This is a genomic window from Cylindrospermopsis curvispora GIHE-G1, assembly GCF_014489415.1.
In the GTDB taxonomy this organism is placed as follows: Bacteria; Cyanobacteriota; Cyanobacteriia; order Cyanobacteriales; family Nostocaceae; genus Raphidiopsis; species Raphidiopsis curvispora_A.
In genome coordinates, this window is the sequence record NZ_CP060822.1 from 2,364,870 (window position 1) to 2,389,748 (window position 24,879).

Below are 24,879 nucleotides of genomic sequence, written 5' to 3' on the forward strand. Positions count from 1 at the left end.
TCAAAACAATGGTTAAAATAAACTCCGTTGAAATTAGAGACATTCCATCTAAGTATGCCTTCAGAAAAAATAGGTCTTTTTCCCGATTGGTTAAACAACTGATTAAAAACTCCTACGTTCAATCTATCATCCCCTGGTTGGTACCTGGACTAATCATTACCATATGGCAGTTATTATCATCCCTAGGGGTAATTCCTAATCGGATTCTACCTGCTCCCCTAGCAGTAATAGCAGCAGCTATTAAAATGGGCGCGTCAGGGGAACTGTTTAGGAATATTGGTATCAGCGCAGCCAGAGCCATTTCTGGCTTTTTGCTAGGTGGTAGTATTGGCTTCAGTTTAGGTCTCATTAATGGGATTTGGCCAATTGCAGAAAAGTTGATAGACACATCTATTCAAATGCTGAGAAACATACCCAATCTGGCTTTAATACCCTTAGTCATTTTATGGTTTGGTATTGGAGATGAAGCTAGATTATTTTTGGTCTCTCTAGGAGTTATGTTTCCTATTTACTTAAACACTTTTCATGGCATCCGCAGTGTTGACCCGGGATTAATTGAAATGGGTAGGATCTATGGTCTAACTCCTTGGGGGTTGTTTTGGCGAATCATTCTCCCCGGTGCTATGTCCTCCATCTTAGTGGGAGTACGTTTCTCTTTGGGTATTATGTGGCTAACTCTTATTGTGGCAGAAACTATTGCCGCTGACTCTGGTATAGGTTACATGGCTATGAATGCTAGGGAATTTATGCAAACAGATGTGGTGGTTTTGAGTATTCTCATATATGCCTGCTTTGGTAAATTAGCAGACGTAATCGCCAAATCCTTGGAAAGATATTGGTTGCAGTGGAATCCCGGCTATTTCAAAAATTAATCCCTGCCAATATTTCGTGTAAAGAATTGTTAAGTTTTGGGGTTGCTAGTGTAATATTGGATTCTAATAAAAATACGGTTTAACGATAGGTGAACCGAAGTTAAGACATTAAAATAACACTATGGAAGTTCTTTGGTTTATTCCTACCCATGGGGATGGGCGTTATCTAGCCACTGGTATAGGTGGTCGTTCGGTTAACTTTGACTACTGGCGACAAATTGCTCAAGCAGTGGATCAATTGGGATTCACAGGTGCCCTATTACCAACGGGTCGTTCTTGTGAAGATGCTTGGGTTTTAGCTTCTTCCCTAATTGCCCATACAAAGAAAATGCGATTTTTAGTAGCTATACGTCCTGGATTAATGTCTCCAGGACTAGCTGCTAGAATGGCGGCAACCTTCGATAGGATTTCCGGAGGTAGATTGCTAATTAATGTGGTGACTGGAGGTGATCCGGTAGAGTCCGCTGGGGATGGTTTACATTTGAGTCATGATGAGCGTTATCAGCTAACAGACGAATTTTTAACCGTTTGGCGAGAAATTGCATCGGGAGAGATTAGCAATTTTACTGGAAATTATTTTAACATTCAAGAAGGTAAAATCCTATTTCCTAACGTACAACAGCCCTATCCACCCTTATGGTTTGGCGGTTCTTCTGACATTGCACAGGAAGTTGCAGCCAAGCATGTGGATGTATATTTAACGTGGGGTGAGCCGCCTCAGCAAGTTGCTGAAAAAATTAAAAGAGTGAAAGAACTGGCAGCTGTCCAGGGGAGAACACTGCGTTTTGGGATTCGTCTGCACGTAATTGTTAGAGAAACCGAAAGTCAGGCTTGGGATGCAGCTAATGATTTAATTCGTTATGTGGATGAAGATGCAATTAGCAAAGCTCAACAAGCCTACTCTCGTATGGATTCTGTGGGACAACAACGCATGACAGAATTACACAATGGTAGTGTAGGGAAATTAGAAATTAGCCCCAATTTATGGGCAGGTATTGGCTTAGTGCGTGGTGGCGCGGGAACAGCACTGGTTGGTGACCCTGACACTGTAGCAGCAAGAATGCAAGAATATGCGGATGTAGGTATTGAGACATTTATATTTTCTGGTTATCCCCATTTAGAAGAAGCATATCGGGTAGCCGAATTGCTTTTTCCCCGATTGCCTTTAGATCATCTACCAACCTCAGAACCACAGTTATTCAGTCCTTTTGGTGAGGTATTAGCCAACCGGGAATTCCCTCCACAAGCACTGAAAGAGAAAGTTTTTACCAATGTGGACTAATTTGGTATAATTAACTTACAAGTGCATAAATACGAGTGCATAAATAAGGCGCAAGCAAGGCACTTTTAATCTACCTTTTTTGAGGCTTTGGTAATATGGCTGATGTGTTAGCTATTGCTGGTAGTCCTGCTCATCCTTCTAGAACATACGGGATTTTAGAGTATGCTACTCAGTTAATTTCTGAACAAGGTTTGGAAACAACTATTATTTCTGTCCGGGATTTGCCTGCTGAGGATTTAGTTTACGGGCGCTATAACAGTCCTGCACTGGAAAAGCCCAAAGAGCTGATACAGCAAGCTAGTGGTATCATAATTGCTACGCCTATTTATAAAGCTGCATACACAGGAGTACTCAAGTCTTTCTTAGACCTATTACCCCAAAAAGCTTTAAGCGGTAAGATACTACTTCCCTTTGCTACTGGTGGTACTATTGCCCATCTCTTAGCAATTGAATATGCTTTAAAACCAGTTTTATCTGAACTGGGTGCTAGGCATATTTTAAGTACAGTATATGCAGTAGATAAGCAAATTCAATTTTCCCAAGAGGGTTCGATTCAATTAGAAGAAGAGCTAGCCCAGAGACTACATGAAAATGTAGGAGAGTTGGTACGACTTGTTAATTCTGTAAAAGTTAATGAACAAAAGTTGTCAGTTTCCTAAAAACTAAAGTGGAGGCAATTAGCTATGATAAGCGGACAAAAAGCAATTTGGAAAAGACTCAGAAGTAGCAAACTATTTGTTATAGGGTTAGCAATTTTCTCATGTTTGTTAATTACTCCCATGTTGCACTTACCCGCATGGGGAAATGTTAGTAACAGCAGGATTCAGTTTGTTAGTCCTAACTGGGTAGCAGAAAATATTAAAGATCCAAATCTCAGGATCCTAGACGTAAGAAATTCGCCTTTAGACTATATTGACGGACACTTACCTGGGGCGGTTAATGTTGCTGATATAGCATTTCGCGGTCCTAGAGAGGGACTACCAGTACAATACTGGGATAATCGCAAATTAGCGGAAATATTTGCCAATTCAGGAGTGACTAATAAGAGTCGAGTTTTGGTTTATTCCGATGGTAGAGATGTTTTAGGAGCAAGTATGGTGGCTTATCTCCTGGAACGTTCCGGAGTGCAAAATATAGCAGTGTTGGATGGAGGATATAAAGGTTACGCTGCAGCTTCCCAAACTGTAACAAAAGTATTTCCTAAATACCGACCAGGGCAATTCACCCTTAGGGATAATACTAGTGTACGTGTGTCCATAAATGAAGTAAAAAACCTAATTGGCAAGAAGGGGGTTAAATTTATTGATCCTCGACCTGCAGACCTATTTCAGGGTAAGGAAAACCTTTGGGTACGCAATGGACATATTCCGGGGGCTAAAAATATTCCCTGGCCCACATTTACAGATCCTCAAAATCCTCATAAACTCAAGTCATTGGATGAAATCAGGAAAATACTGGCAGATAAGAAGATTACTGCGGATGATGATATTATAGTGTCTTGCAGCACAGGAAGAGAGGCGACTTTACAATATGTGGTGTTAAAACACTTATTAGGCTATCCTAAGGTCAGGGTTTATGAGGGTTCTTGGACAGAATACAGTACCTATCCAGATCTACCTGTTGCTACTGGACCAGAAGAGATAAGCTAGATTAACTTCTTTTACAGGAGAGAATTATGAAATTACTAGTGTTGCTTGCGGTGATCACTGGTGTTGGGGTGGGTTATATCGTTGAATTTAGCCAATCGGTAAACCTTTCTCAACAAAACGATTTAATGGCTTGTACCAGAACTAAAAAAGGTCAACCATCAGATGATAAAGGCGAAAACCCGTCTAGGACTTGATTAGCAATAGCTTAACGGTTTGGGGGGCGGTTCGCCGCCTCCCTAAGTGGTTATTGTTAGCCCATGCGTAAACTGTGACTGGCACTTTTGATGAAAACATACACTCAACCGCAAAAATTAATTGTGGCGATCGCTCTAGGTATTTTTGTTGCTCTGTTGATTTTATCAGGTCAATATGGCTGGCGACAAAGTGTGTTATTTGTAATTGGCGTTCTTTTGGGCATAACCCTGTATAAATCTAGTTTTGGATTTGCATCAGCCTATCGAAAACTAATATTAAATAGAGATGGACAAGGAATATATGCCCAGTTACTGATGTTGTCAATTACTACCATATTGTTTGCGCCCCTACTATCAGCTGGTAAGATTTTCGGACAAGAGTTAGGAGGCGCGATCGCCCCTGTAGGAATATCAGGAGTGATAGGAGCATTTATCTTTGGGATAGGGATGCAATTAGGTGGAGCTTGTGGTTGTGGCACACTTTACACTATAGGTAGTGGCAATTATACCATGATCATCACCCTAATCACCTTTTGTTTGGGGTCATTTTGTGCCAGCATAAGCCAAGACCTTTGGTCTGGATTACCGCAAATCCCCCCCATAGTCTTAGGTGAAACCATTGGTTGGAAGAATGCAGTAATTGTCCAACTAATCATTTTTTTCTTTTTAGCGATAATAGTGGGTATTTGGACTAAAAACAGTCCCACCTCGCCAAAAAATAGCAGCTGGAGAGATTTTTTATACAATCCATGGTCGATATTTACGGGAGGGATTATTTTAGGGTTACTAAACTGGTTAACCCTAGTAATTTCTGGACAACCCTGGCGAATCACCTGGGGGTTTGCATTGTGGATGGCTAAAATTGCCACGTTTTTGGGCTGGAACCCATCCAGTAGCAAATTTTGGGATGGGGATCCAGCACTTTCCAGTTCAGTCCTAGCGGATACCACCTCAATCATGAACCTAGGTTTGATTCTAGGTGCATTATTGGCAGCTGGTTTAGCTGGTAAATTAATACCACAAACGGCAACTAACCCCTCAACACTCCTTTCTAAAGCAGTGGGTGGACTAATCATGGGTTTCGGAGCTTTTGCTGCTTTTGGATGTAATATTGGTGCCTTTTTCAGTGGCATTGCTTCCACCAGCTTACACGGTTGGCTGTGGATTATTTTTGCCCTATTAGGTACTTTCTTGATTATTAAGTTCACTTTCCCCCAAACTAAATTAGGGGCAATCAAGTAAAAATCTCAAAAAAGAGTATAAAATATGTCAGAGAAATATAGATTTGAAACCTTACAAATTCATGCTGGACAGGAACCAGCTCCAGGAACTAATGCCCGTGCGGTTCCCATTTACCAAACCACATCTTATGTATTTAATGATACAGAGCATGGGGCCAGATTGTTTGCCTTACAGGAATTTGGCAATATTTACACTCGGATTATGAATCCGACAACAGATGTATTTGAAAAGAGGATTGCTGCCTTAGAAGGAGGTGTAGCAGCTTTAGCCACTTCCAGTGGTCAAGCAGCACAGTTTTTAGCTATTAGCACCATTGCCCAAGCGGGGGAAAACATAGTTTCCACCAGCTTTTTATACGGAGGAACCTATAACCAATTTAAAGTTGCCTTACCGCGTTTAGGAATAAATGTCAAATTTGTAGAGGGAGATGAGGTAGAAAATTTTCGTCGGGCAATTGACAATCAGACGAAAGCATTGTATGTGGAAACCATTGGCAACCCACAATTCAACATACCGGATTTTACATCTCTGGCGGAAATTGCCCATGAGCATGGCATACCCCTAATAGTTGATAACACCTTTGGAGCTGCGGGATACATAGCCAGACCCATTGAATATGGAGCGGATATTGTAGTTGAATCAGCAACTAAATGGATAGGTGGTCATGGTAATTCCATAGGGGGTGTAATTATTGACTCCGGGAAATTTGATTGGGGTAGGGGCAAATTCCCCATTTTTACCGATCCATCACCGGGTTATCATGGGCTGAATTTTCAAGAAATATTTGGCCCTGGTAGTCCTTTTGGTAATATAGCCTTTATTATTCGGGCCAGGGTCGAAGGACTAAGAGACTTTGGTCCTAGTTTAAGTCCATTTAATGCTTTTTTGTTATTACAGGGACTAGAAACATTGTCATTGCGTGTAGATCGTCATCTGCACAATGCCCTAGAACTAGCTGAGTGGTTAGAGAAACAACCGCAGGTAGAATGGGTCAACTATCCAGGACTACCTAATCATCCCTATCACGAGCGAGCCAAGAAATATTTAAAACATGGATTTGGCGGAGTATTAAACTTTGGCATAAAAGGTGGACTGGAAGCAGGCAAAAATTTTATTAATCGGCTGAAATTAGCTAGCCATCTGGCCAATGTTGGGGATGCCAAGACCCTAGTTATTCATCCTGCTTCCACAACCCACCAGCAACTTAGTGACCTTGAACAACTTTCAGCTGGTGTCACCCCAGACTTAATTCGGGTATCTGTAGGAATTGAACATATTGAAGATATTAAAGAAGACTTTGCTCAAGCATTTGTATGAACTATCACCACCTAATTTCCCCACAAACCCAATATTATCATCTACATAAACCCTATGCACTGGAAAAAGGAGAAGTATTACAAAAAGTTCAGTTAGCATATCGCACCTGGGGAAAACTAAACTCAGAAGGTGATAATGGTATTCTCATCTGTCACGCCTTAACAGGTTCAGCTGATGCAGATACTTGGTGGAAAGATTTATTAGGTGCAAATAAAGCGTTAGACACCAACAAATACTTTATTGTATGCAGTAATGTATTAGGTAGTTGTTATGGCACTACAGGTTCAATGAGCATTAATCCCCATACAGGATTTGCCTATGGTGCCACATTTCCAGAGATTACAATCAGGGATATGGTCCACTTGCAAGCCCATTTAGTCGCATACTTAGGAATTAAATCCCTAGCCTTAGTAATTGGTGGATCCCTAGGGGGAATGCAAGTCTTAGAGTGGGCACTACAATATCCACATATAGTAAGGGCGATCGCACCTATGGCTACCTCTGGTAGACACTCAGCCTGGTGTATTGGTTTAAGCGAAGCCCAGAGACAAGCCATATATGCTGACCCCAATTGGCAAGGAGGCAATTACACCCTAGAAAAAGCTCCCAAACAGGGATTAGCCATAGCCCGAATGATGGCCATGAGTACCTATAGGTCATGGGAGAGCTTTAGCGAAAGATTTGCCAGAAACTGGGATGAAGAAACAGGCCAATTTGTTATAGCCAAATATTTACAATATCATGGTCAAAGATTAATAGAGAGATTTGATGCCAACACCTATATTACCTTAACTAAAGCAATGGATAACCATGACATTACCCAGGGGGGGAATTACGAATTAACCCTGCAAAGCATCAAACAACCTACCATGATTATTGCCATTAGCTCCGATATATTATATCCCCCAAGAGAGCAAGAAGAAATAGCAAATTTAATTCCCAACAGTCAACTAGTATATTTAAAATCCATTTACGGTCATGATGCTTTCCTTACTGACTCAATAGAAGTCAATAAACTAGTAATCAACTTCCTACACCAACTTTAGCTTCCTCAGGTAAAAATCCACCCGCCTGCATTTTCCATAGTTTGTAATAGGTTCCACCCAATGCCAGCAAATCATCATGAGAACCGTCCTCAACAATACGACCCCTGTCAAATACCAAAATACGATCTAAATGAGAAATGGTAGACAAACGATGGGCCACCACAATCACCGTCTTATCATTCATTGCCAGATCCAAAGTTTCCTGAATTGCCTTTTCAGTAATAGAATCCAAACTAGAAGTTGCCTCATCTAAAATCAAAATTGGTGCATCCTTTAAAATAACCCTAGCAATAGCAATCCTCTGTCTTTGTCCTCCAGATAACTTCACTCCTCGTTCTCCCACTAAAGAATTATAACCATTATTCATTTGAGCAATAAAATCATGGGCATAAGCCTTGATTGCGGATATTTTCACATCTTCATCTTCAGCTTCTAAACGACCATAACGAATATTTTCCAGTAAAGTGCGATGGAACAAAGAAGGATCCTGAGGAATTAAACTAATCTGAGAATGGAGAGAATCCTGAGTCATTTCCCTAATATCCACCCCATCAATAAGAATTTTTCCTGATTGAGGGTCAAACAACCGCAAAATTAAATTCACAAAAGTGGATTTACCAGACCCAGAAAATCCCACTAAGCCCACCCGCTGACCCGGTTCAATTGCCACGGAAAGATTTTCAAAAACCTTTTTCTCCCGAGAATAACTAAAGTTAACCTGGCGAAACTCAATCCTTCCTTGAAAAAATTGGTGAGCAAGAGCATGCTCCTTATCAATTAACTCATGAGGTTGAACTATTATATGAACTCCATTAGCTATATTACCAATGTGTTCAAAAAATTCAATAAACCTGCGACTTAAGTTCTTCGCTTCACTAATAATTAACAACGACAAACTCGTTGCTACCACAAAATCCGCTGCTGTAATTAATCCCCCACTCCACAAAAATATAGAATAATACAAAGTACTAACTTTAAGAATAGCAGCAGAAATAAATTGAAACCAACGAATTCTCTCCGAATACCAATTAGCTCTCCTTACCTCCTTAAGTTCATACCTTAATCGCTCATTTAAATATTCCCTTTCAAAGCCCAAACGAGCAAATAACCTAGTGCTACTAAGATTTGTTACAGCATCAACAATAATACCTGTAGTGTCACTTCTAGCCGCTGCTGCCCTGCGAGAATAAATTCGACAACGAGTAGCTAACCAAAAAGAAATAGTAATAAACAAAACTGCCCACGTACCAACTAATGCTGCTAAGGGAGGATAGGTACGATAAAGCAAAATTGTGGATACCACATACACAATTATTAAAGACATAAACTCAGTAATCAGCATTTGCATTGTTTGAGTAACACCTAAAGATGTTTCACCAATACGATGTGCTAATGCTCCCGCAAAACTACTACTTAAATAACGATGGGAATGATATTGCAAATAGGCGTACAGTGAGCGGACAATATGCTGACGATGAATAGGATGCAGAATAGTTTGTAATAAACCCGCAGCACGCCCAAAAACTACCTCACCAATAATAAGAAAAGTAAATAAAGTTAAAGGTTGTTTAATAGCTCCAAAAATTTCTCCACTATTGGTATGAGCTACTGTCACAGTACGAATTATCTCTCCTATAGCGTATGGCAACATAATTCCACAGGTAGCATGTAATATTTCAGACACCACCATTGCCACATACCACCAGCGAAACTGGTTCACAAAATAACAAACAAACCGGAATGGTGTATTAGGCAAATTAGGTGCTTCAGATGCACGCTGAAAAGACTGCCAAGGTCTTACATTTTTGAACATTAACATCTATCTCTTACAAACCAACACCAGCAATAAAAATATCTCTGGCCAAAAGCCAGAGAGTTCTACCGTTCAACCCCCCAAATCATCAAAACCGTCTTTATACTGACACCAAATTTTGCTCCAGACTTTCTACCTTTAAAGACCTAGCTACCTTAGATTCAATTACCGTACCCTGGAAGAAATCGGGATTAGCTTCCGTATAGAACTTATAAGGATTACCAAACACATAGGCTTGGAAATCATCCTCAGAAAGCACACCCTCCTGAACCAAATCCCAGCTTTCCGCCAAAGGATCCGTTAAATCAGGCACATCCCAATGACCAACGTCAGAAGAATAAATAGCGTTGATTTTTACATTTAAGGGATTAGCTCGATTATTGAATGCACTGGCAATAGTCCGGTCATCCGACTCGGAACCAAAAAAGAAACTGTTTACCCATCGATCGCGTATATCCTCAATAGATTCAATCCCCGCAGCAGCAAAATCTTCTAACTCACTGCCCACAGGGGAACGACTAAAACGAGTAAAAGAAGATCCCAAAACACTTCGAGTTAGCTCCTCTTTACTCAGAGAATATCCCTCCAGTAATTCTGCACCAAATTTCAAGAACAGCTCATACAACTCATGACTATTAGCCAGGTCCGGGTTATAGTTTTGTAACCCATTCAAACTACGCTTAGAAAAACGATCCACCAGATGAATATAAACATGAGCGCCCCAATCTGCTCCACCTTCTAACATCCCCACACGCAATTTAGGAAAACGCTTAGTTACACCACCAAAAAATAGGGCCTTAGCAAACGCCTGAGAACCATCAGCAAAATGACCAATATGGTTGTTCATATAATTACTGATGGAAGAACGACCTGTCCACCCCTGACTACCATAATGAGTAGTTACAGGTACTCCTAACTCAACCACCTTCGCCCAAAAAGGATCATAGTCATATTCACTGTCTATGCCATAAAAATCAATATAAGACGCATATCTGGCAATTTCCGGATATTCCTCAGCCGGATACTTATCCGCGATCGCCCGAATAGGTCTTTTCACACCACCAGGAATATTAGCCACCTTCAAACCCAGAGTTTTTACGGCAAATTCCAGTTCCTCAATCGCTTCTTGAGGGGTGTTCATGGGAATTCCCGCCACCACCGTCAGGCGATCGCTATACTTACGATACAAATCCGCATGATAATGGTTAATTGCTCGTTGTAGTGCTTGACGAGTATCATTACTAGCACCAGCAGGAGCCAAAACATTATTAGGGAAGAGAACAGAATAGTCAGAACCCTGCTCAGCTTGGCGTTCATAAAACAACTCGGGCAAAGTATAAGTAGCCAGGTCTAATGTATTGCGAGTCACCCTTGCCCACCAGGGAGAGCGAATAGTACGATAATACTGACGCTCCTCCGGCGTTTGTTCATACCAATCCTTACCCTTAGCCTTGGAATTAAGACGAGAAGATTCCGCCTTGCGCAGCGCATCTACCAATCTCGATCCCCCATAATTAGCAATATAATCTTCTAAAGCAGGAGTGAAATCATTAGTGTGAACATCAGTATCAATCACCGGATAGTTAAGTTTGGACTTAATAACAGCCGAGCGAGAGCTTTTGAGTCTATTATATTTAGCCATATTTTCTCCTAAAAAAACTAACAAACTAAGCCAAAACTAAAGCTGGGGAATCCACCCTCACAGCAAATTGATTAGGTGGACGACGTAAACCCAGGTTTTCACGCAGAGTACTACCCTCATACTCCGTACGGAACAGCCCACGTTTTTGAAGAATAGGAACCACTAAATCCACAAAATCATCCAACCCAGAAGGAAGGATAGGTGGCATGATATTGAAACCATCTGCAGCACCATTGTTAAACCACTCCTCCAACTGGTCAGCAATACTTTCAGGAGTGCCAATAATAGTGCGATGTCCTCTAGCTGTTGCCAAAGCTAGATAAAGTTGGCGCAGAGTTAAACTCCCTCGACTAGCCAAATCCTGAACCAACTTCAGACGACTCTTATTACTGTTTGTCTCACTGGGCAACTCAGGAGCAATATCATCCAGAGAATAACCAGACAAATCCACCCCCTTGTAATAGGTTTTTAAAATTCCCCAAGCCACATCCGGATGAATTAGCGACTGAATAAACTCATACTTCTCCTGAGCTTCTTCCTCCGTTCTCCCAATAACCGGAAAAGCACCGGGCATAATTTTCAGATCCTCAAAGGAACGTCCGTATTTTCCTAACCTACCCTTAATATCAGAGTAAAACTCCTGAGCATCACTCAAAGTTTGATTAGCAGTAAAAATCACCTCAGCAGTGCGAGCAGCTAACTCCCTTCCCGCTTCCGAAGCACCAGCTTGCACTATTACGGGATATCCCTGAGGAGGACGACCCACATTCAACGGACCCTTAACCGAAAAATATTTACCCTGATGATTGAGGATATGTAACTTATCCGGATCAAAGTAAATCCCCGATTCCCTGTCCCGAATAAACGCATCATCCTCCCAACTGTCCCACAAACCCTTAACTACCTCCACAAACTCTTCTGCTCGCTCATAACGCTGACTATGTTCCGGATGATATTCCAACCCAAAATTAGCCGCAGCATTTTCATTACCGGTAGTGACCACATTCCATCCTGCTCGACCATTACTTAAATAGTCTAAAGAAGCAAACTTCCTTGCCAAATTGTAAGGATCTTCATAAGTAGTAGAAGCAGTAGCAATAAAGCCAATATTCTTGGTTACCGATGATAAAGCGGAAAATAAAGTTACAGGCTCAAAATGAGCTAACTTACCATTCCGTTTTTGAGTTTCTGGTGTGCCACCCCATATCCCAGGGCTATCGGCTAAAAAAACCGCATCAAGCAGTCCCCTTTCCGCAGTTCGGGTTATTTCCCAATAGTGCAAAAAATTTAAACCAGCATCTATTTGCGCCTCTGGATGTCGCCAGGCAGAAACATGATGTCCAGTAGCCTGAATAAATGCACCTAAATGAAACCTACGCTTCTCACCCATCTGTCTATTTCCACTTATAAAAAGTTCACTATTTTAATGATGAATATACTCTTCTAACAAAGCTTAACAGCTATTTAATCTGAAGCCCTCATCACCATCAAACTAAATACCGGTAACTTGACCGAGTAAAAGTAGTTTACACCCAACCATCAAAAAAAAGATGTATCAGGCATCACATTTTATTAAAAACTAATAAAAAACTAATAATTAGACAACCTAACATTAAAATCCCCTAACTAAAAATAGGTTCCCAGGATTTGCACGCATTTTTAGAGAAATTTAGAAAACTTCTTGACTTATAACCACAACTATGATGTACTAACAGTTAGAAAAACTAAATATTAGTTCAGTAAAAAAAAGGCAGGTCTCCTCATGGTGGCTAAACTCACGGAAACGCCAGAATTAGTATCGGGTAACTTACCAGAAGTAATATTACAAACACTGGAACTCAGAAGATGTTTTGACAAATTTGTAGCAGTTGACGACCTAAGTATTTACGTTAAGTCAGGAGAGGTATTCGGTTTATTAGGTCCTAATGGAGCTGGTAAAAGCACAGTCATAAAAATCCTCACCACCCTATTACCTGCAAGTGGGGGTAAGGCCTACCTAAGCGGTTATGATGTGACTCGCCAACCTAATGCCATCAGGAGAGTAGTTGGCTACGTGCCACAAGCCCTATCAGCTGATGGCACCCTAACCGGCTATGAAAACCTATTAATATTTGCCAAAATCTATGATATACCTACTCGACATAGAAAACAGCGAATCAGAGAAATGTTAGAATTTATGGGATTAGAGAACGTAGCCCATCGAATGGTGAGAAACTATTCCGGGGGGATGATTCGCAAACTAGAAATTGCCCAAGCCATTCTCCACCAACCCCAGATTTTATTTCTGGATGAGCCAACCGTAGGATTAGATCCCGTAGCCAGGTCTCAAGTCTGGCAACTTATGGAACAGCTCCAGAAACAACATGGCACAACCATTTTTCTCACCACCCACTTTTTAGAAGAAGCAGACGCCCTTTGCGATCGCGTAGCCATCATGAACAGGGGTAAAGAAATTATCACTGGTTCCCCATCACAATTAAAAGCCTCCATCAACAAACCACAAGCCAGTTTAGACGACGTATTTATCCATTACGCAGGGAATCAACTAATATCAGGAGTTAGCTACAGTGAAACCGCTAGAACTAGACGTGCAACCCAACGCTTGGGATAATAGACCATCCATCCAACCAAACAGTATCTTACTAGGGATCAAAAACTTCCTCATCAAGACCCTAGTAATTGCCGAACTAGAAGTTAGAAAATTGCGTCACGACCCCAGTGATCTACTACTCAGAGCCGTACAACCTGCCTTATGGTTAGTCATTTTTGGACAAGTTTTTTCCCGAACCCGTGCTATTCCCACAGGTAATATAGCTTACCTAGACTTTATGACCCCGGGTATCCTAGCACAAAGTGGCCTATTTATGGCTATTTTTACGGGAGGTATGACCTTAATTTGGGAAAGGGATCTAGGAGTAGTGCATAAATTTTTAGCAGCGCCCATACCCCGTGCTGCCATAGTTTTAGGCAAGAGCCTAGCTTGCGGTGTCCGTTGTTGTTCTCAAGTAATAGTCATTTACCTTCTAGCCTTATTATTAGGAGTGAACTTAAATCATAGCCTTGTATCCTTACTGCAAGTTATCCTAGTTGTTTTCTTGGGTGCTGGTTGTTTTTGCGCCTTCTCCTTGATTATTGGCTGCCTAGTTAGATCAAGAGAAAGATTTACTGGTATTGGACAATTGATTACCATGCCATTATTTTTTGCTAGTAACGCCATATACCCAATTTCCCTAATGCCCGATTGGTTAAAAATAATTTCCCACCTCAATCCCCTCACCTACCAGGTAGATGCTTTACGGGGAATCATGGTAGTCAACGGAACCACCAATTATGGACTTGAGTTAGATTGCGCAGTTCTTCTGTTAACATTAATAGGCTTAACCTTTATTTGTGGAAGACTTTATCCACGAGTAGTCATGTAACCAGGAGAAAAACATCCTATGTCCTTCGATAAACCCCCCCAAAAATGTGCAGCTAGGGTAATGGAAACCATTCCCCTATTAATGCGGTTTATTCGAAGTGACATGCGTAATCATAGTGCTGATTCCCTCACCATTCCCCAACTGCGATCGCTCGCCTTTCTCAAACGTAACCCGGGAACTTCCCTTTCCGCAGTAGCAGAGCATCTTGGTGTTACCTGTGCCACAGCTTCCACAACCATCGAAAGACTGGTACAACGCCATCTGGTACAAAGAACAGATCACCCCCAGGAAAGAAGAAAAATAGTATTAAATCTCACCACACAAGGAAAATCCCTCTTAGAAGAATCTCAGGAAAAAACTCGCCTTCATATTGCCGAAATTATTGAGAGCCTAACCTCGGAAGAACTATTACAAATTGAAACAAGTCTTACTTTGCTAAAAAATGTCTTTGAAAAAACCGAATCTAACCACTGACCATAGTAGCATCCATGACCCATTTGCTGCGCTAAGATTTAGAGACTACCGATTATTTACCATAGGAAGGATTCTGTTATTTACAGGTAACCAAATGCAAACAGTAGCCCTAGGTTGGGAACTGTATGAACGTACCAACTCCCCTCTAGCCCTAGGTATAGTAGGACTGGCACAAGTATTACCAGTTATATTATTAACCTTAATAGCTGGACACGTAGCGGACAAATATAATCGTCAACGCACCACTGTAGTAGCTAGCCTCCTTTTAGCTCTTTGTTCATTGGGATTAGGCATAATCTCTTATACACAGGCACCAGTATTTTTGATTTATATTTGCCTAGTCCTTACTGGTATAGCCAGAGCCTTCCTCAAACCTGCCAGCGATGCCATGATGTGGCAATTAATACCTCCACAAGTATTTACTAATGCTGCCACCTGGGTAAGTGGTAGCTTTCAACTAGCATCAGTAATTGGACCAGCTCTAGGTGGATTTGTTATTGCCATTTTTAATAGTGCCACCCAGGTGTATATACTCACATCAATTGCATCCCTATCATTTCTAATAGCTGTAGTAGCTATGAACCCACCAGAAGGAAATCTCAGTAAAGAGCCAATATCCCTGAGATCCTTAGCAGCGGGGGCAGAATTCATTTGGAAGAATCAAATTATATTAGCTGCTATTACACTAGATCTATTTGCTGTTTTATTTGGTGGTGCAGTAGCACTATTGCCAATATATGCCAAAGACATTTTAAAAGTAGGTCCAGTAGAACTCGGATATTTACAAGCAGCACCGGCCATAGGAGCATTAATTATGGGCGCGGTGCTGATACAACTTCCACCCATTACTAAAACCTGGTCTACCCTACTATGGTCGGTTTTTGGTTTTGGGGTCACAACCATTATTTTTGGCCTATCCAAATGGATGTGGTTATCCCTGCTCATGTTAGCTCTTGGTGGAGGATTAGATACTATTAGCGTAGTCATTCGCCACACCTTAGTACAACTAAAAACCCCGGAAGAATTAAGAGGTCGTGTGGCAGCCATTAATACAGTATTTATAACTGCATCAAATGAACTAGGAGCTTTTGAATCTGGACTAGTAGCTGCTCTAGTAGGACCCATACTTTGCGTAGTTGGTGGAGGAATAGGTACAATTTTAGTAGTTTTAGCAACTATGGTAATTTGGCCCGAACTAAACAAAACATAAGAGAGAGGATAATCATGACCCTTTGGCTAAAAACAAAGATATACCAGCATTTACCAGCATTTAAATCCCGAAACTTTCGACTTTTCTTTACAGGACAAACCATGTCCTTGTCAGGAACATTCATGACCCAGGTGACAATTTCTTGGGTAATCTATGACTTGACCAAATCCTCTTGGTTACTTGGGTTAACAGGATTTTTACAATTTTTGCCCACCGTACTCCTCACCCCATTTTCAGGAGTATTATGCGATCGCTGGAATCAGAAAAAGCTGCTCATACTGGTACAGATTTTAGGCCTAATGGTTTCCACCACCTTGACCACACTGACATTTTTAGGATTGATAAAAGTTTGGTTGCTAATAACAGTAGCCATTTTAGGAGGAATGTTAAAAGGTTTAGACATGCCTGTTCGTTATGCAATAGTGATTAATACCGTGGACGAACGTAACCACTTAGGAAATGCGATCGCCCTTTATTCTGCCATGTTGAGCAGTTCCCTATTAATTGGACCAGCTGTGGGTGGGATATTGCTGGCCAGCGTAGGGGCCAAATATTGTTTTTTATACGACAGTATAAGTTATATCATTGCCCTGATAACATTAGGTGCGATGAAACTGCGACCAAAGATAGTAGTAAAGGGGGGAAAGACCGCAAACACCTGGAAAAAATTACAAGAAGGATGGGAATACGTTTTTAAAAATCTAGCAATTCGGTCAATTCTAATATTATTAACCTTTCATGGTTTAGTAGGTATTTCCTACATGGCAATCCTCCCCGTATTTGCGGGATATATTCTTCAGGGTGATGGGGGTACAATGGGAATGTTGAGTGCAGCGAGTTCCATAGGTTCCCTCATGGCTTGTGTCTATTTAAGTTTGCGCCGTGAGGTATTAGGATTAGAGAAATTAATGGCCAGTTGTCCAATCGCTATTGGGTTTGGACTAATAGCCTTTGGTTTATCCAAAACGACCTGGCTATCATTATTAGTTTTAACAGTTATTGGTGGTAGTGGTATGTTGCAGGTTTCCTGTGGCAATACAATTATTCAAACACTAGTAGAAGATGATAAACGGGGTAGGGTAATGAGTTTATACTCCTTAGCCATAATTGGCACTTTACCCCTAGGTAACTTGATTGTTGGCAGTTTAGCACAAAACATAGGTGCCCCAAACACAGTTATTGGATGTGGCATTTTTTGTTTGTTAGAATCAATCTGGTTCAATCAACAATTACCTCTGCTTAGAGGTAAAATAAGAGAAACTTTAATTTTGTCTACTTCCACCTTAGAAACTGGAGCTTAGCAATCTTGTAGGGTCTCTCCTTTTTGCTAGATGCTAGGCTAGATGTGAGGTGTTTGAGTGAATTTGCAGTACATGTACTTACCCATTTAATTAATTATGAAAGTGGCAATTTCTAACTTAGGCAATATTCAAAAAGCAGAAATCGAATTAAGTCCGTTCACAGTATTTATTGGTAGAAGTGGTACTGGTAAAAGTTGGACTGCTTATACAATAGCTTCTATAGTGAGTAACTATGGTTTTAAGTCTTATCTACAAATATATGAGGACAAAATTAAACGGGAACAGTATAATTTAGAATATGATGTTTTGGAAGAAAGTATTCAGGAGTTTTTAGAATCGGGCAGTTGTCAGATAAATCTGGTCAACTTTGCACAGAAGTTTGCAGAAAAGTATGTTAATGATCTTGCTAAAATGTCCCCTAATTGGTTATCAAAATTTCTGGGAACATCCAGGCTAAATTTTAATAATCTGGAAGTTAAATTTTCTATTAATGAATTAAAACAAGACTTAGTAACCAGAATCAGGCAAATTTCATTTCAGCAAGAGATGAACTATGGGAACCAAGGGTTGCAAGTTTTTAAGCAACAGGATGAAGAAGAGATATATTTTTATCAGGTTTACGAGGGTAATAGAGATAGTTTAAAAGATAGCTTAAAACTTCCTCCATTACTAATCAGAGACTTATTTTTAAAAACTATACTGGGAATAATCCATGAATGTTTCTATGCTGATGTTCATATCTTTCCCACTGAAAGAACAGCATATATAGGATTTCCTTTTTCTGTGAATTTAAGCAAGCTGATGGAGCTAGAAATGGAGAAGACAATTTCACCAGAGGAACAAAAACCTATCATGGAAAACCTCATGAAATTCAAAAGATCAAAAAGATCGAGAAGTGGTATTATTGACAGTCTAACATCTGTCATAGCAAGTGCTGTAATAAAAACAGATCAAGAGAGAGATGAAGAAGCAGAAAAAGACCCACAGATAAAAAAATATATCGACTTGGCGAATTTTTTACAAGAAAATATTCTGTCTGGCCATGTTAAGTTTAATTCATCACCATTGGTAAATGAAATTATTTTTGAGCCAATCCCAGACGTGAAATTAGAAATGCACATTACCTCATCTATGATTAAAGAATTGACACCTCTGTACTTGTGCTTACGTTACTTGGCAAAACCTAATGAATTATTAGTGATTGATGAACCGGAAATGAATTTACATCCTGCAGCACAGGTGGAAATTACCGAGTTTTTGGCTATGCTGGTGAATGCAGGAATTAAAGTCCTAATTACCACTCACAGTCCCTATATAGTCAATCATATCTCTAATTTAATTAAAGCTGCCAACTATGAGAACAAAGATACCATAAAAGAAAAATTTTATTTGGAAAGAACCGATGCTTTTATTGCACAGAAAAATGTTTCAATATATTTATTTGAAGATGGAACAGCCAAAAACATATTGCATGAAAATGGGCAAATAGACTGGGATACTTTTGCCGATGTTTCTGACGATGTCGGTCATATTTTGTTCTAGTTATATTTTAGTAAAAGCGTTATTTTATTAGAAAGGTGTAATTTCCAGATGCTTTTTGACTATTTACTATTATCAGGTTGTTTACTGCCAAATAGATATAGCTATTCAGAAAATGGAGTTAAGATAGAATTGCAACGCCAGAGTGGCGAGTTAATTTTGTTATTTCATATAGATGATCAATCAAATAGAGATTGTAAATTCAGAAGAGTTTTGGAATTGGATAATCAGGGTATGAAAATGTGTGATTTGATAGTATTTTACGCTAAGGATTCAACAAGAAATATATGTTTTATAGAATTAAAAGGTAGAGATATTGAAACCGCAATACAGCAGATAAATAATACATACAAGTACTTTCATGCCAAGCTAAATCAATCCAATGCATGTAATCTAGTACCAGAGGTTAATACCAAAGCTTGTATTGTATCCAGAGCTTGTGTGCCAATAAAACCCCTAGATTCCTATACATCATATAAAGAATTGAAATATAACTTTGGAAAGGAAAACATTTCTATTAGTAAGTCTTCAAGTTTAGATAGGTTTTTACGAGGTTTAAATTATGAACCTAAAGGTAAAAAAAATAGGAAATAATCAAAGCCTATTTAAACAAAATATGTAAAATATAGCGATATGCGATTGAATGAGATACAAGCTGACGTGGTAAGCAGACGAGTTAACTAGAAAATTGGAATCTGGTCCCAAATACATCTCTTAGCAATAGAATATACTTTAAAACCACCTTAGAAACTGGAGCTTAGCAATCTTGTAGGTTGGGTTGAGGGACGAAACCCAACAAACTCCAATGTGGACTACAAGCAATTCGCCAATGTCGCAGATTGGATTGAGGACCAACCATCTGGGATGATTATATGATTATAGGTATGGACTTCTCTTAGGTTTTGGAACCACACTTGGGTAATTAGAACTCTAAATCTCATAGTACCAAATATCTTCTTGATGGACAATAATTCGATTAAGAGATTTTCTCTCAATGACTTTTTCCTGTTCTAATTGTCCTAGTAAGCGGGTGACAGTAACCCGACTAGAACTGATCAACCCAGCCAAATCTTCATGAGTTAACCGCATATCAATTAAACGTCCTTGTTCTACCTGAGAACCGAATTTTCTCGACAACCACACTAGTAATTGAATTAACATTGTTTCGACCTTTTTATTACCGCGAATTACCATTAATTCCTCTGCTTGCTCAATGTGCTTAAGCCAATCAGTTTTTGATTGATTCCAGTCCTGGGCAAATACCAAGCTTGCTTCTACGTTAGTTAAACATTGTGCTTGATAAGGTTTTATTCTTGTCAGGGACTGACCGACTATATCCCCCGCACCCCATAACCCCAGTGCTATCATTGTTCCATCTTCCAAATATGTATTAGTCATAACAAAACCGCTATTTATTTGCCAAAGATGACTATTATCTAATGGTAAAAGCGATCGCCGAGTAAAGTACCTTTGATGATCGTTAGCAGATAATTGACTTAAATCTGTAGATGATGGCATTATTACTTATATTACAATTAGTCGATTGAGTAATCGTAGTATATATTAAATTAGGATCCAAAAGATAGATTTTTAAGTTTTTCGCTCTGGGTAGACAAAAATACGAAAAACCGATAGAGTTATGATATTTCAGTGTCATAAATGAGAAAGCAACTAGTTTCGCATAAAAACCCATAAACAAATCAATGAACAATAGTATTTTAAACACCGACGGAAATAGTCAAAGTTACGGACTTTTAGAACTGTCTGCCAAAGTGGAGTACGCACTGTTAGCACTGTTAGAGCTAGCTATTAATCACGGGAAGAAAGTTACTCTAACGATCAACGACATTGCTGCCAAACAACCGATACCAGAGCGTTACTTAGAGCAGATTCTCACCCAATTACGACGTGCGGGAGTAGTGCAAAGCCAGCGGGGGTCAAAAGGGGGTTTTTTGTTGGTGCGTGAACCTTGGGAGATAAGCTTGCTAGAGATAGTTTCTTTAATAGAAGGGGAAAGGAATGAAAAGAGAAATGCCAACGTTTTGACCATAGAGAAAACCCTAGTGTGGGAAATTTGGGAGCGGGCCAACACAGCTTCAGTAGAAGTGCTAGGTCGCTACACCTTGCAGGACTTGTGTCAAGAAAGGGAAATAAGATCACAAGAAAATCCTATGTACTATATTTAGACTATACAAAACAAGTATAATAATATATACCATAGATAAGAATAAACGTATCAATTGTTTATAAGGGCTGCAATATGATAAGGTACGCGGGTATATTGATATCCTCAATTGGAATTAACTGCGGATCGCATCACAGTGTAATCTAGGTTGGATTTTCTCAACCCAAGGTGAGTTTAACCATGAGTTAGGGGTAATTCTTCCCGTGGGTTTGTTGGGTTTCGTATTAAACTCAACCTTGTATATTCAGAGAAGTGGTAGGCCATCCCAAAGTGGGTCTGGACACCAGTCAGAGTAAGGGACTAAAAGCGATCGCATCTTACAGGTTACTATTGTAACATTTGTCCTAGTACAGTGTTTTTTTGCAGATGGGCGATTGCGAAGCACTCCTCATAGGCGATCGCTCTTACACAGTCTGTTTTCTAGACTTTACCATTTTGCTAATGTTTTAAGTTGCTATATTTATATATAGATTTTGTGGTATACTGGTGTGCTAGTAATCCACTATAAACTTTATACTTGATGCCTATTGGGTATTTTGAATCTCATGCGATCGCCAGTAGTAGTGTTAATAAAAACAGTGGTTCGGATAGTTTTTTCATCTCATCTAGAACCTGGCTGGATTTGTTCTCTAAAATCTCTAATAAACGACTGACATTAGAAAATTTAAATGTTACATTATATTGTTGGTTCTACAATATTGACTATTATTCTATAAATCCTCTATAATAGGGGGATTCCAGGATTTATTTTAAATTTTATTAACCAAGTATATTTAAAAAGTAAAGTAATACAAATGACACTAAAACTAGTAATTAACGAAGGAACTGCGAAGGTCAAGAAAAAACGCTGGAATGCCTATTATTTCGTCGGGAACCTCGCAGCCTTGTGGGGTAAGGGTTTCAGCCATTATTTTGAGGGTAGTGGAGGTGAAAAAGAGAGAAATTTTGCTGACCTTCGCAAAGTGGGTCTAGACACCAGTCAGGGCAAGGGCTTAAAATGGAGGGACCCGCTTCCCTCTGGGAAGTGGAATCAATGGAAACAAAATAGTCTCTTTGGTCTTTTCGACCTCTAATACTTACCCGCTTCCCTCTGGGAAGTGGAATCAATGGAAACTGTAAGCATTTGATAGATTTAAAAATATTTTCCCAAAGGTACCCGCTTCCCTCTGGGAAGTGGAATCAATGGAAACTTTATGTCTTACACTGTCACTAGTCAAATAAAAAATGGACCCGCTTCCCTCTGGGAAGTGGAATCAATGGAAACTGTTTGGGTTTTGAAACTCAATTAACAACATCATACTACCCGCTTCCCTCTGGGAAGTGGAATCAATGGAAACTTAGATCCTCTATCTCCTTCTCCGTTCGGGTTAGTATTGCTTACCCGCTTCCCTCTGGGAAGTGGAATCAATGGAAACCTCTTGCCAAAACTCTCTCCCTGAAGATGCTACTCAGCTCTTTTAACCCGCTTCCCTCTGGGAAGTGGAATCAATGGAAACATGTTAATGCCTGCTTGAGCGAGGGGAAATCAAACCCCTTTGCCCCGCTTCCCTCTGGGAAGTGGAATCAATGGAAACTTTCAGCTATCACAATTCTAAATGGTGGTTCCAGGGGATACCCGCTTCCCTCTGGGAAGTGGAATCAATGGAAACCAAGCTGCAAGAGTACGTACTCTTGCAGCTCTTGGCTATACCCGCTTCCCTCTGGGAAGTGGAATCAATGGAAACTCACTTTATCCGCAAAGAACAGAAAGCCTTCCTGCTACCCGCTTCCCTCTGGGAAGTGGAATCAATGGAAACTCCCACAGCCACTCGGCTCCCCAGCCAATGATTATCAACCCGCTTCCCTCTGGGAAGTGGAATCAATGGAAACTGAGTCCCAAACACCGGTGTTTGGGTTTTGAAATTCAATTAACAAACCCGCTTCCCTCTGGGAAGTGGAATCAATGGAAACACCTACAATCAAAACAAGACATACATCCTCCTAAGAAACCCGCTTCCCTCTGGGAAGTGGAATCAATGGAAACAGGTGGATTTCCTTGTTAATGTAAGGGAAGGTAACTCACCCGCTTCCCTCTGGGAAGTGGAATCAATGGAAACGCCTCGAGGATATCTTCAGTTGACTTTATTAGCTCTAGACCCGCTTCCCTCTGGGAAGTGGAATCAATGGAAACAATAGAGTAGACCTCACTCGCTGGGGACACTGATTGAATAGAAACATGTATAAACCAATGACAATGTTAAACTATTGAATCTTGGTAATATTACACACAAAATAATATGGAAGTTATTTACATTTTTTTTATAGTAATAGTAGTCCTTATAATCCAAGTCGCCATAGTGAGATGGGTGTTCAGAATTAATCATATTGTGATGATATTGGAAAGAATAGTAGCTCACCTTGAAGATATCAAGAAGCAGAATAACATACTAATAAGGCACCAAAATGAGATGCTGGAGTTGCTTGACACTGATGCAGAAAGTTAGTGCCAAATGTAGCATTATTGGCAAAGTGCTGACATTAGCGGGAGTCTCGACAACAGCAGTTTCATCGATCACCATTGATCGTAGTCTCATGAAATACTAGGGTTTATCACTAGTTGGGGAGACTAAGGAGCAAGGATATTTTAAGCTATAATTCTTGTATATCACACATCTTGTCTGATCGTTGTTATTCAGGACAGTTATCCTACAAACTACTTCCCTCAAAAGAAGTGGAACTAATTAATGGAAAGATCTAAGTGGTTGAGGTAGGCGATCGCGAAGCACTCGCTACGCGAAATCGCATTGGTATTTTTAATAGAATACAATTTCTGCTGTTATTAAATAGGAGATCGCACTTAACAGATTTTACTTGTAGCTTTATACCGACACAGTAGTTCGGATAGGTTTTGCATATAGTTGGTTTCTGCTGTCGCAAAGCGATCGCAAGCCAAAAATGATGAAGAGGAACAGAAGGAAACAGATACCAGCAATGACCCATAACACCTTGTTCACAGGTGACTGGGTTGAGCAACGTATTGCGAGAACAGACAAGATATGTGAGATATTACTCTCTAATCAAATGAGTGCAGGATTCTTGTATTTTTCATTTATGCTTGACAAGTCGCAAGACTTTACAAAAATTATTAATTATTTTCTGTAAACCTATTGCATATCTGTTCAAATAGTTTTATAATTAGAAAAAAGTAAGGTGACCGAGGTCTCGAACCAAGATTTCCAGATCACCTTACACCCCAAAATAGAGGCAAATAAATTATGGCACAAATTAGAAATTTCATCAGCAGCATTGATGATACTGGAGTGGTTGACTCTAGGGTGGTTTCACAAGCTAGTCACCGGGAACCACTAAAACATCTGTTGATCGGGTCGAAAAAGACGGTAATTAGTACGATTCACTATCTACACGTGCTTGGTTATGCCAATGCAACGGATTGGAGTGATCTGACGCCAACTGGTAATTCTGGGGAAGTGATGAGTATTCTGGTAAGACATATTGTGATTAATTAGTTTTCTACTTAACTCGTGGGTCTTCCCATGAGTTAGAGATATATTAGGGCGATGTCGCGAGAAGGATACTACTCTTGCTGTATATTAGGGCGATTGCGAAGCACTCCCTATGGGAGCTCGCGGGACAAGATGGGAAAAATTAGTGGAGTAGTTTTAAATATGTTACAATTGCTATGAATATAAAT

At 40.0% G+C, this 24,879-nt stretch carries 21 protein-coding genes and 1 CRISPR repeat array; of the genes, 17 read left to right on the forward strand and 4 right to left on the reverse strand.

The annotated features are described in order from the left end of the window. Nucleotides 1-8: 8 nt before the first annotated feature. From ssuC to metX, 8 genes are all read left to right on the forward strand, one after another. Nucleotides 9-872, forward strand: a complete 864-nt coding sequence (ssuC, locus tag IAR63_RS10530; RefSeq protein WP_006278101.1) for an aliphatic sulfonate ABC transporter permease SsuC — start codon at nucleotides 9-11, stop codon at nucleotides 870-872. A 121-nt stretch (nucleotides 873-993) separates the two neighbouring features. Beyond that, complete coding sequence (gene ssuD, locus IAR63_RS10535; protein WP_187705240.1) at nucleotides 994-2,154, forward strand: FMNH2-dependent alkanesulfonate monooxygenase; 1,161 nt, start codon at nucleotides 994-996, stop codon at nucleotides 2,152-2,154. 95 nt (nucleotides 2,155-2,249) lie between these two features. Then, nucleotides 2,250-2,813, forward strand: a complete 564-nt coding sequence (gene ssuE, locus IAR63_RS10540; RefSeq protein WP_057179145.1) for an NADPH-dependent FMN reductase — start codon at nucleotides 2,250-2,252, stop codon at nucleotides 2,811-2,813. A gap of 24 nt (nucleotides 2,814-2,837) precedes the next feature. Next, the gene (locus IAR63_RS10545; RefSeq protein ID WP_187705241.1) at nucleotides 2,838-3,803 is read left to right on the forward strand and encodes a sulfurtransferase; all 966 of its coding nucleotides are present in this window, start codon (nucleotides 2,838-2,840) and stop codon (nucleotides 3,801-3,803) included. A gap of 26 nt (nucleotides 3,804-3,829) precedes the next feature. Then, nucleotides 3,830-3,997, forward strand: coding sequence for a hypothetical protein (locus tag IAR63_RS10550; protein ID WP_187705242.1), 168 nt, complete (start codon nucleotides 3,830-3,832; stop codon nucleotides 3,995-3,997). 90 nt (nucleotides 3,998-4,087) lie between these two features. Then, on the forward strand, nucleotides 4,088-5,239 hold the full coding sequence (locus IAR63_RS10555; RefSeq protein WP_187705243.1) for a YeeE/YedE family protein: 1,152 nt from the start codon (nucleotides 4,088-4,090) through the stop codon (nucleotides 5,237-5,239). 24 nt (nucleotides 5,240-5,263) lie between these two features. Then, nucleotides 5,264-6,556 carry an O-acetylhomoserine aminocarboxypropyltransferase/cysteine synthase family protein gene (locus IAR63_RS10560; RefSeq protein ID WP_071241775.1) on the forward strand — a complete coding sequence of 431 codons (1,293 nt, stop codon included), beginning with the start codon at nucleotides 5,264-5,266 and terminating at the stop codon, nucleotides 6,554-6,556. Then, on the forward strand, nucleotides 6,553-7,602 hold the full coding sequence (gene metX / locus IAR63_RS10565; RefSeq protein ID WP_187705244.1) for a homoserine O-acetyltransferase MetX: 1,050 nt from the start codon (nucleotides 6,553-6,555) through the stop codon (nucleotides 7,600-7,602). Before IAR63_RS10560 ends, metX begins: the two co-directional genes overlap by 4 nt. Here metX and IAR63_RS10570 read toward each other — a convergent pair. The 3 genes from IAR63_RS10570 to IAR63_RS10580 all read right to left on the reverse strand — a co-directional run bounded on the left by IAR63_RS10570 (nucleotide 7,580) and on the right by IAR63_RS10580 (nucleotide 12,447). Beyond that, nucleotides 7,580-9,421 (reverse strand): ABC transporter ATP-binding protein, encoded by a 1,842-nt coding sequence (locus tag IAR63_RS10570; protein ID WP_187705245.1) that lies wholly within the window; start codon nucleotides 9,419-9,421, stop codon nucleotides 7,580-7,582. The two genes, metX and IAR63_RS10570, sit on opposite strands and share 23 nt — an antisense overlap. Nucleotides 9,422-9,515: 94 nt before the next feature. Further along, nucleotides 9,516-11,057 carry an amidohydrolase family protein gene (locus IAR63_RS10575; protein WP_187705246.1) on the reverse strand — a complete coding sequence of 514 codons (1,542 nt, stop codon included), beginning with the start codon at nucleotides 11,055-11,057 and terminating at the stop codon, nucleotides 9,516-9,518. A gap of 25 nt (nucleotides 11,058-11,082) precedes the next feature. Beyond that, on the reverse strand, nucleotides 11,083-12,447 hold the full coding sequence (locus tag IAR63_RS10580; protein ID WP_187705247.1) for an LLM class flavin-dependent oxidoreductase: 1,365 nt from the start codon (nucleotides 12,445-12,447) through the stop codon (nucleotides 11,083-11,085). Nucleotides 12,448-12,819: 372 nt separating this feature from the next. Here IAR63_RS10580 and IAR63_RS10585 point away from each other — a divergent pair, with 372 nt between their 5' ends. From IAR63_RS10585 to IAR63_RS10615, 7 genes are all read left to right on the forward strand, one after another. Further along, the gene (locus tag IAR63_RS10585; protein ID WP_006278112.1) at nucleotides 12,820-13,668 is read left to right on the forward strand and encodes an ATP-binding cassette domain-containing protein; all 849 of its coding nucleotides are present in this window, start codon (nucleotides 12,820-12,822) and stop codon (nucleotides 13,666-13,668) included. Continuing rightward, nucleotides 13,625-14,479, forward strand: coding sequence for an ABC transporter permease (locus IAR63_RS10590; RefSeq protein ID WP_373277628.1), 855 nt, complete (start codon nucleotides 13,625-13,627; stop codon nucleotides 14,477-14,479). Before IAR63_RS10585 ends, IAR63_RS10590 begins: the two co-directional genes overlap by 44 nt. A gap of 18 nt (nucleotides 14,480-14,497) precedes the next feature. After that, a complete protein-coding gene (locus tag IAR63_RS10595; RefSeq protein WP_071241770.1) occupies nucleotides 14,498-14,953 on the forward strand; it encodes a MarR family winged helix-turn-helix transcriptional regulator in 456 nt (151 codons plus the stop codon). Then, entirely contained in the window at nucleotides 14,922-16,163 is a 1,242-nt protein-coding gene (locus tag IAR63_RS10600) for an MFS transporter (RefSeq protein ID WP_057179150.1), read from the forward strand. The genes IAR63_RS10595 and IAR63_RS10600 overlap by 32 nt, the downstream gene beginning before the upstream one ends. A 14-nt stretch (nucleotides 16,164-16,177) precedes the next feature. Then, entirely contained in the window at nucleotides 16,178-17,464 is a 1,287-nt protein-coding gene (locus tag IAR63_RS10605) for an MFS transporter (protein WP_071985359.1), read from the forward strand. Nucleotides 17,465-17,560: 96 nt separating this feature from the next. Continuing rightward, a complete protein-coding gene (locus tag IAR63_RS10610) occupies nucleotides 17,561-19,006 on the forward strand; it encodes an AAA family ATPase (RefSeq protein ID WP_057179152.1) in 1,446 nt (481 codons plus the stop codon). Between the two features lie 48 nt (nucleotides 19,007-19,054). Beyond that, nucleotides 19,055-19,597 (forward strand): hypothetical protein, encoded by a 543-nt coding sequence (locus IAR63_RS10615; RefSeq protein WP_187705248.1) that lies wholly within the window; start codon nucleotides 19,055-19,057, stop codon nucleotides 19,595-19,597. A gap of 336 nt (nucleotides 19,598-19,933) precedes the next feature. Here the strand turns inward: IAR63_RS10615 and IAR63_RS10620 are convergent, their stop codons facing one another. After that, nucleotides 19,934-20,521 (reverse strand): Crp/Fnr family transcriptional regulator, encoded by a 588-nt coding sequence (locus IAR63_RS10620; protein WP_057179153.1) that lies wholly within the window; start codon nucleotides 20,519-20,521, stop codon nucleotides 19,934-19,936. 185 nt (nucleotides 20,522-20,706) lie between these two features. Between IAR63_RS10620 and IAR63_RS10625 the strand changes: the two genes are divergently transcribed. Then, nucleotides 20,707-21,189, forward strand: coding sequence for an RrF2 family transcriptional regulator (locus IAR63_RS10625; RefSeq protein ID WP_057179154.1), 483 nt, complete (start codon nucleotides 20,707-20,709; stop codon nucleotides 21,187-21,189). A 1,004-nt stretch (nucleotides 21,190-22,193) separates the two neighbouring features. Continuing rightward, nucleotides 22,194-23,358: direct repeats of the CRISPR family, unit length 36 nt; unit sequence ACCCGCTTCCCTCTGGGAAGTGGAATCAATGGAAAC. 1,084 nt (nucleotides 23,359-24,442) lie between these two features. Then, the gene (locus IAR63_RS10630; RefSeq protein WP_057178457.1) at nucleotides 24,443-24,694 is read left to right on the forward strand and encodes a hypothetical protein; all 252 of its coding nucleotides are present in this window, start codon (nucleotides 24,443-24,445) and stop codon (nucleotides 24,692-24,694) included. Nucleotides 24,695-24,879: the final 185 nt, after the last annotated feature.

What these genes read in the sequence shown, in the direction of transcription:
- IAR63_RS10600 (WP_057179150.1), top strand. Translation starts at nt 14,922, where the DNA reads ATGTCTTTGAAAAAACCGAATCTAACCACTGACCATAGTAGCATCCAT.
- IAR63_RS10615 (WP_187705248.1), top strand. Translation starts at nt 19,055, where the DNA reads ATGCTTTTTGACTATTTACTATTATCAGGTTGTTTACTGCCAAATAGA.
- ssuC (WP_006278101.1), top strand. Translation starts at nt 9, where the DNA reads ATGGTTAAAATAAACTCCGTTGAAATTAGAGACATTCCATCTAAGTAT.
- IAR63_RS10610 (WP_057179152.1), top strand. Translation starts at nt 17,561, where the DNA reads ATGAAAGTGGCAATTTCTAACTTAGGCAATATTCAAAAAGCAGAAATC.
- IAR63_RS10585 (WP_006278112.1), top strand. Translation starts at nt 12,820, where the DNA reads ATGGTGGCTAAACTCACGGAAACGCCAGAATTAGTATCGGGTAACTTA.
- IAR63_RS10545 (WP_187705241.1), top strand. Translation starts at nt 2,838, where the DNA reads ATGATAAGCGGACAAAAAGCAATTTGGAAAAGACTCAGAAGTAGCAAA.
- IAR63_RS10625 (WP_057179154.1), top strand. Translation starts at nt 20,707, where the DNA reads ATGAACAATAGTATTTTAAACACCGACGGAAATAGTCAAAGTTACGGA.
- IAR63_RS10595 (WP_071241770.1), top strand. Translation starts at nt 14,498, where the DNA reads ATGTCCTTCGATAAACCCCCCCAAAAATGTGCAGCTAGGGTAATGGAA.
- IAR63_RS10575 (WP_187705246.1), bottom strand. Translation starts at nt 11,057, where the DNA reads ATGGCTAAATATAATAGACTCAAAAGCTCTCGCTCGGCTGTTATTAAG.
- IAR63_RS10605 (WP_071985359.1), top strand. Translation starts at nt 16,178, where the DNA reads ATGACCCTTTGGCTAAAAACAAAGATATACCAGCATTTACCAGCATTT.
- ssuD (WP_187705240.1), top strand. Translation starts at nt 994, where the DNA reads ATGGAAGTTCTTTGGTTTATTCCTACCCATGGGGATGGGCGTTATCTA.
- IAR63_RS10550 (WP_187705242.1), top strand. Translation starts at nt 3,830, where the DNA reads ATGAAATTACTAGTGTTGCTTGCGGTGATCACTGGTGTTGGGGTGGGT.
- IAR63_RS10630 (WP_057178457.1), top strand. Translation starts at nt 24,443, where the DNA reads ATGGCACAAATTAGAAATTTCATCAGCAGCATTGATGATACTGGAGTG.
- IAR63_RS10570 (WP_187705245.1), bottom strand. Translation starts at nt 9,421, where the DNA reads ATGTTAATGTTCAAAAATGTAAGACCTTGGCAGTCTTTTCAGCGTGCA.
- IAR63_RS10620 (WP_057179153.1), bottom strand. Translation starts at nt 20,521, where the DNA reads ATGCCATCATCTACAGATTTAAGTCAATTATCTGCTAACGATCATCAA.
- IAR63_RS10555 (WP_187705243.1), top strand. Translation starts at nt 4,088, where the DNA reads ATGAAAACATACACTCAACCGCAAAAATTAATTGTGGCGATCGCTCTA.
- IAR63_RS10560 (WP_071241775.1), top strand. Translation starts at nt 5,264, where the DNA reads ATGTCAGAGAAATATAGATTTGAAACCTTACAAATTCATGCTGGACAG.
- metX (WP_187705244.1), top strand. Translation starts at nt 6,553, where the DNA reads ATGAACTATCACCACCTAATTTCCCCACAAACCCAATATTATCATCTA.
- ssuE (WP_057179145.1), top strand. Translation starts at nt 2,250, where the DNA reads ATGGCTGATGTGTTAGCTATTGCTGGTAGTCCTGCTCATCCTTCTAGA.
- IAR63_RS10580 (WP_187705247.1), bottom strand. Translation starts at nt 12,447, where the DNA reads ATGGGTGAGAAGCGTAGGTTTCATTTAGGTGCATTTATTCAGGCTACT.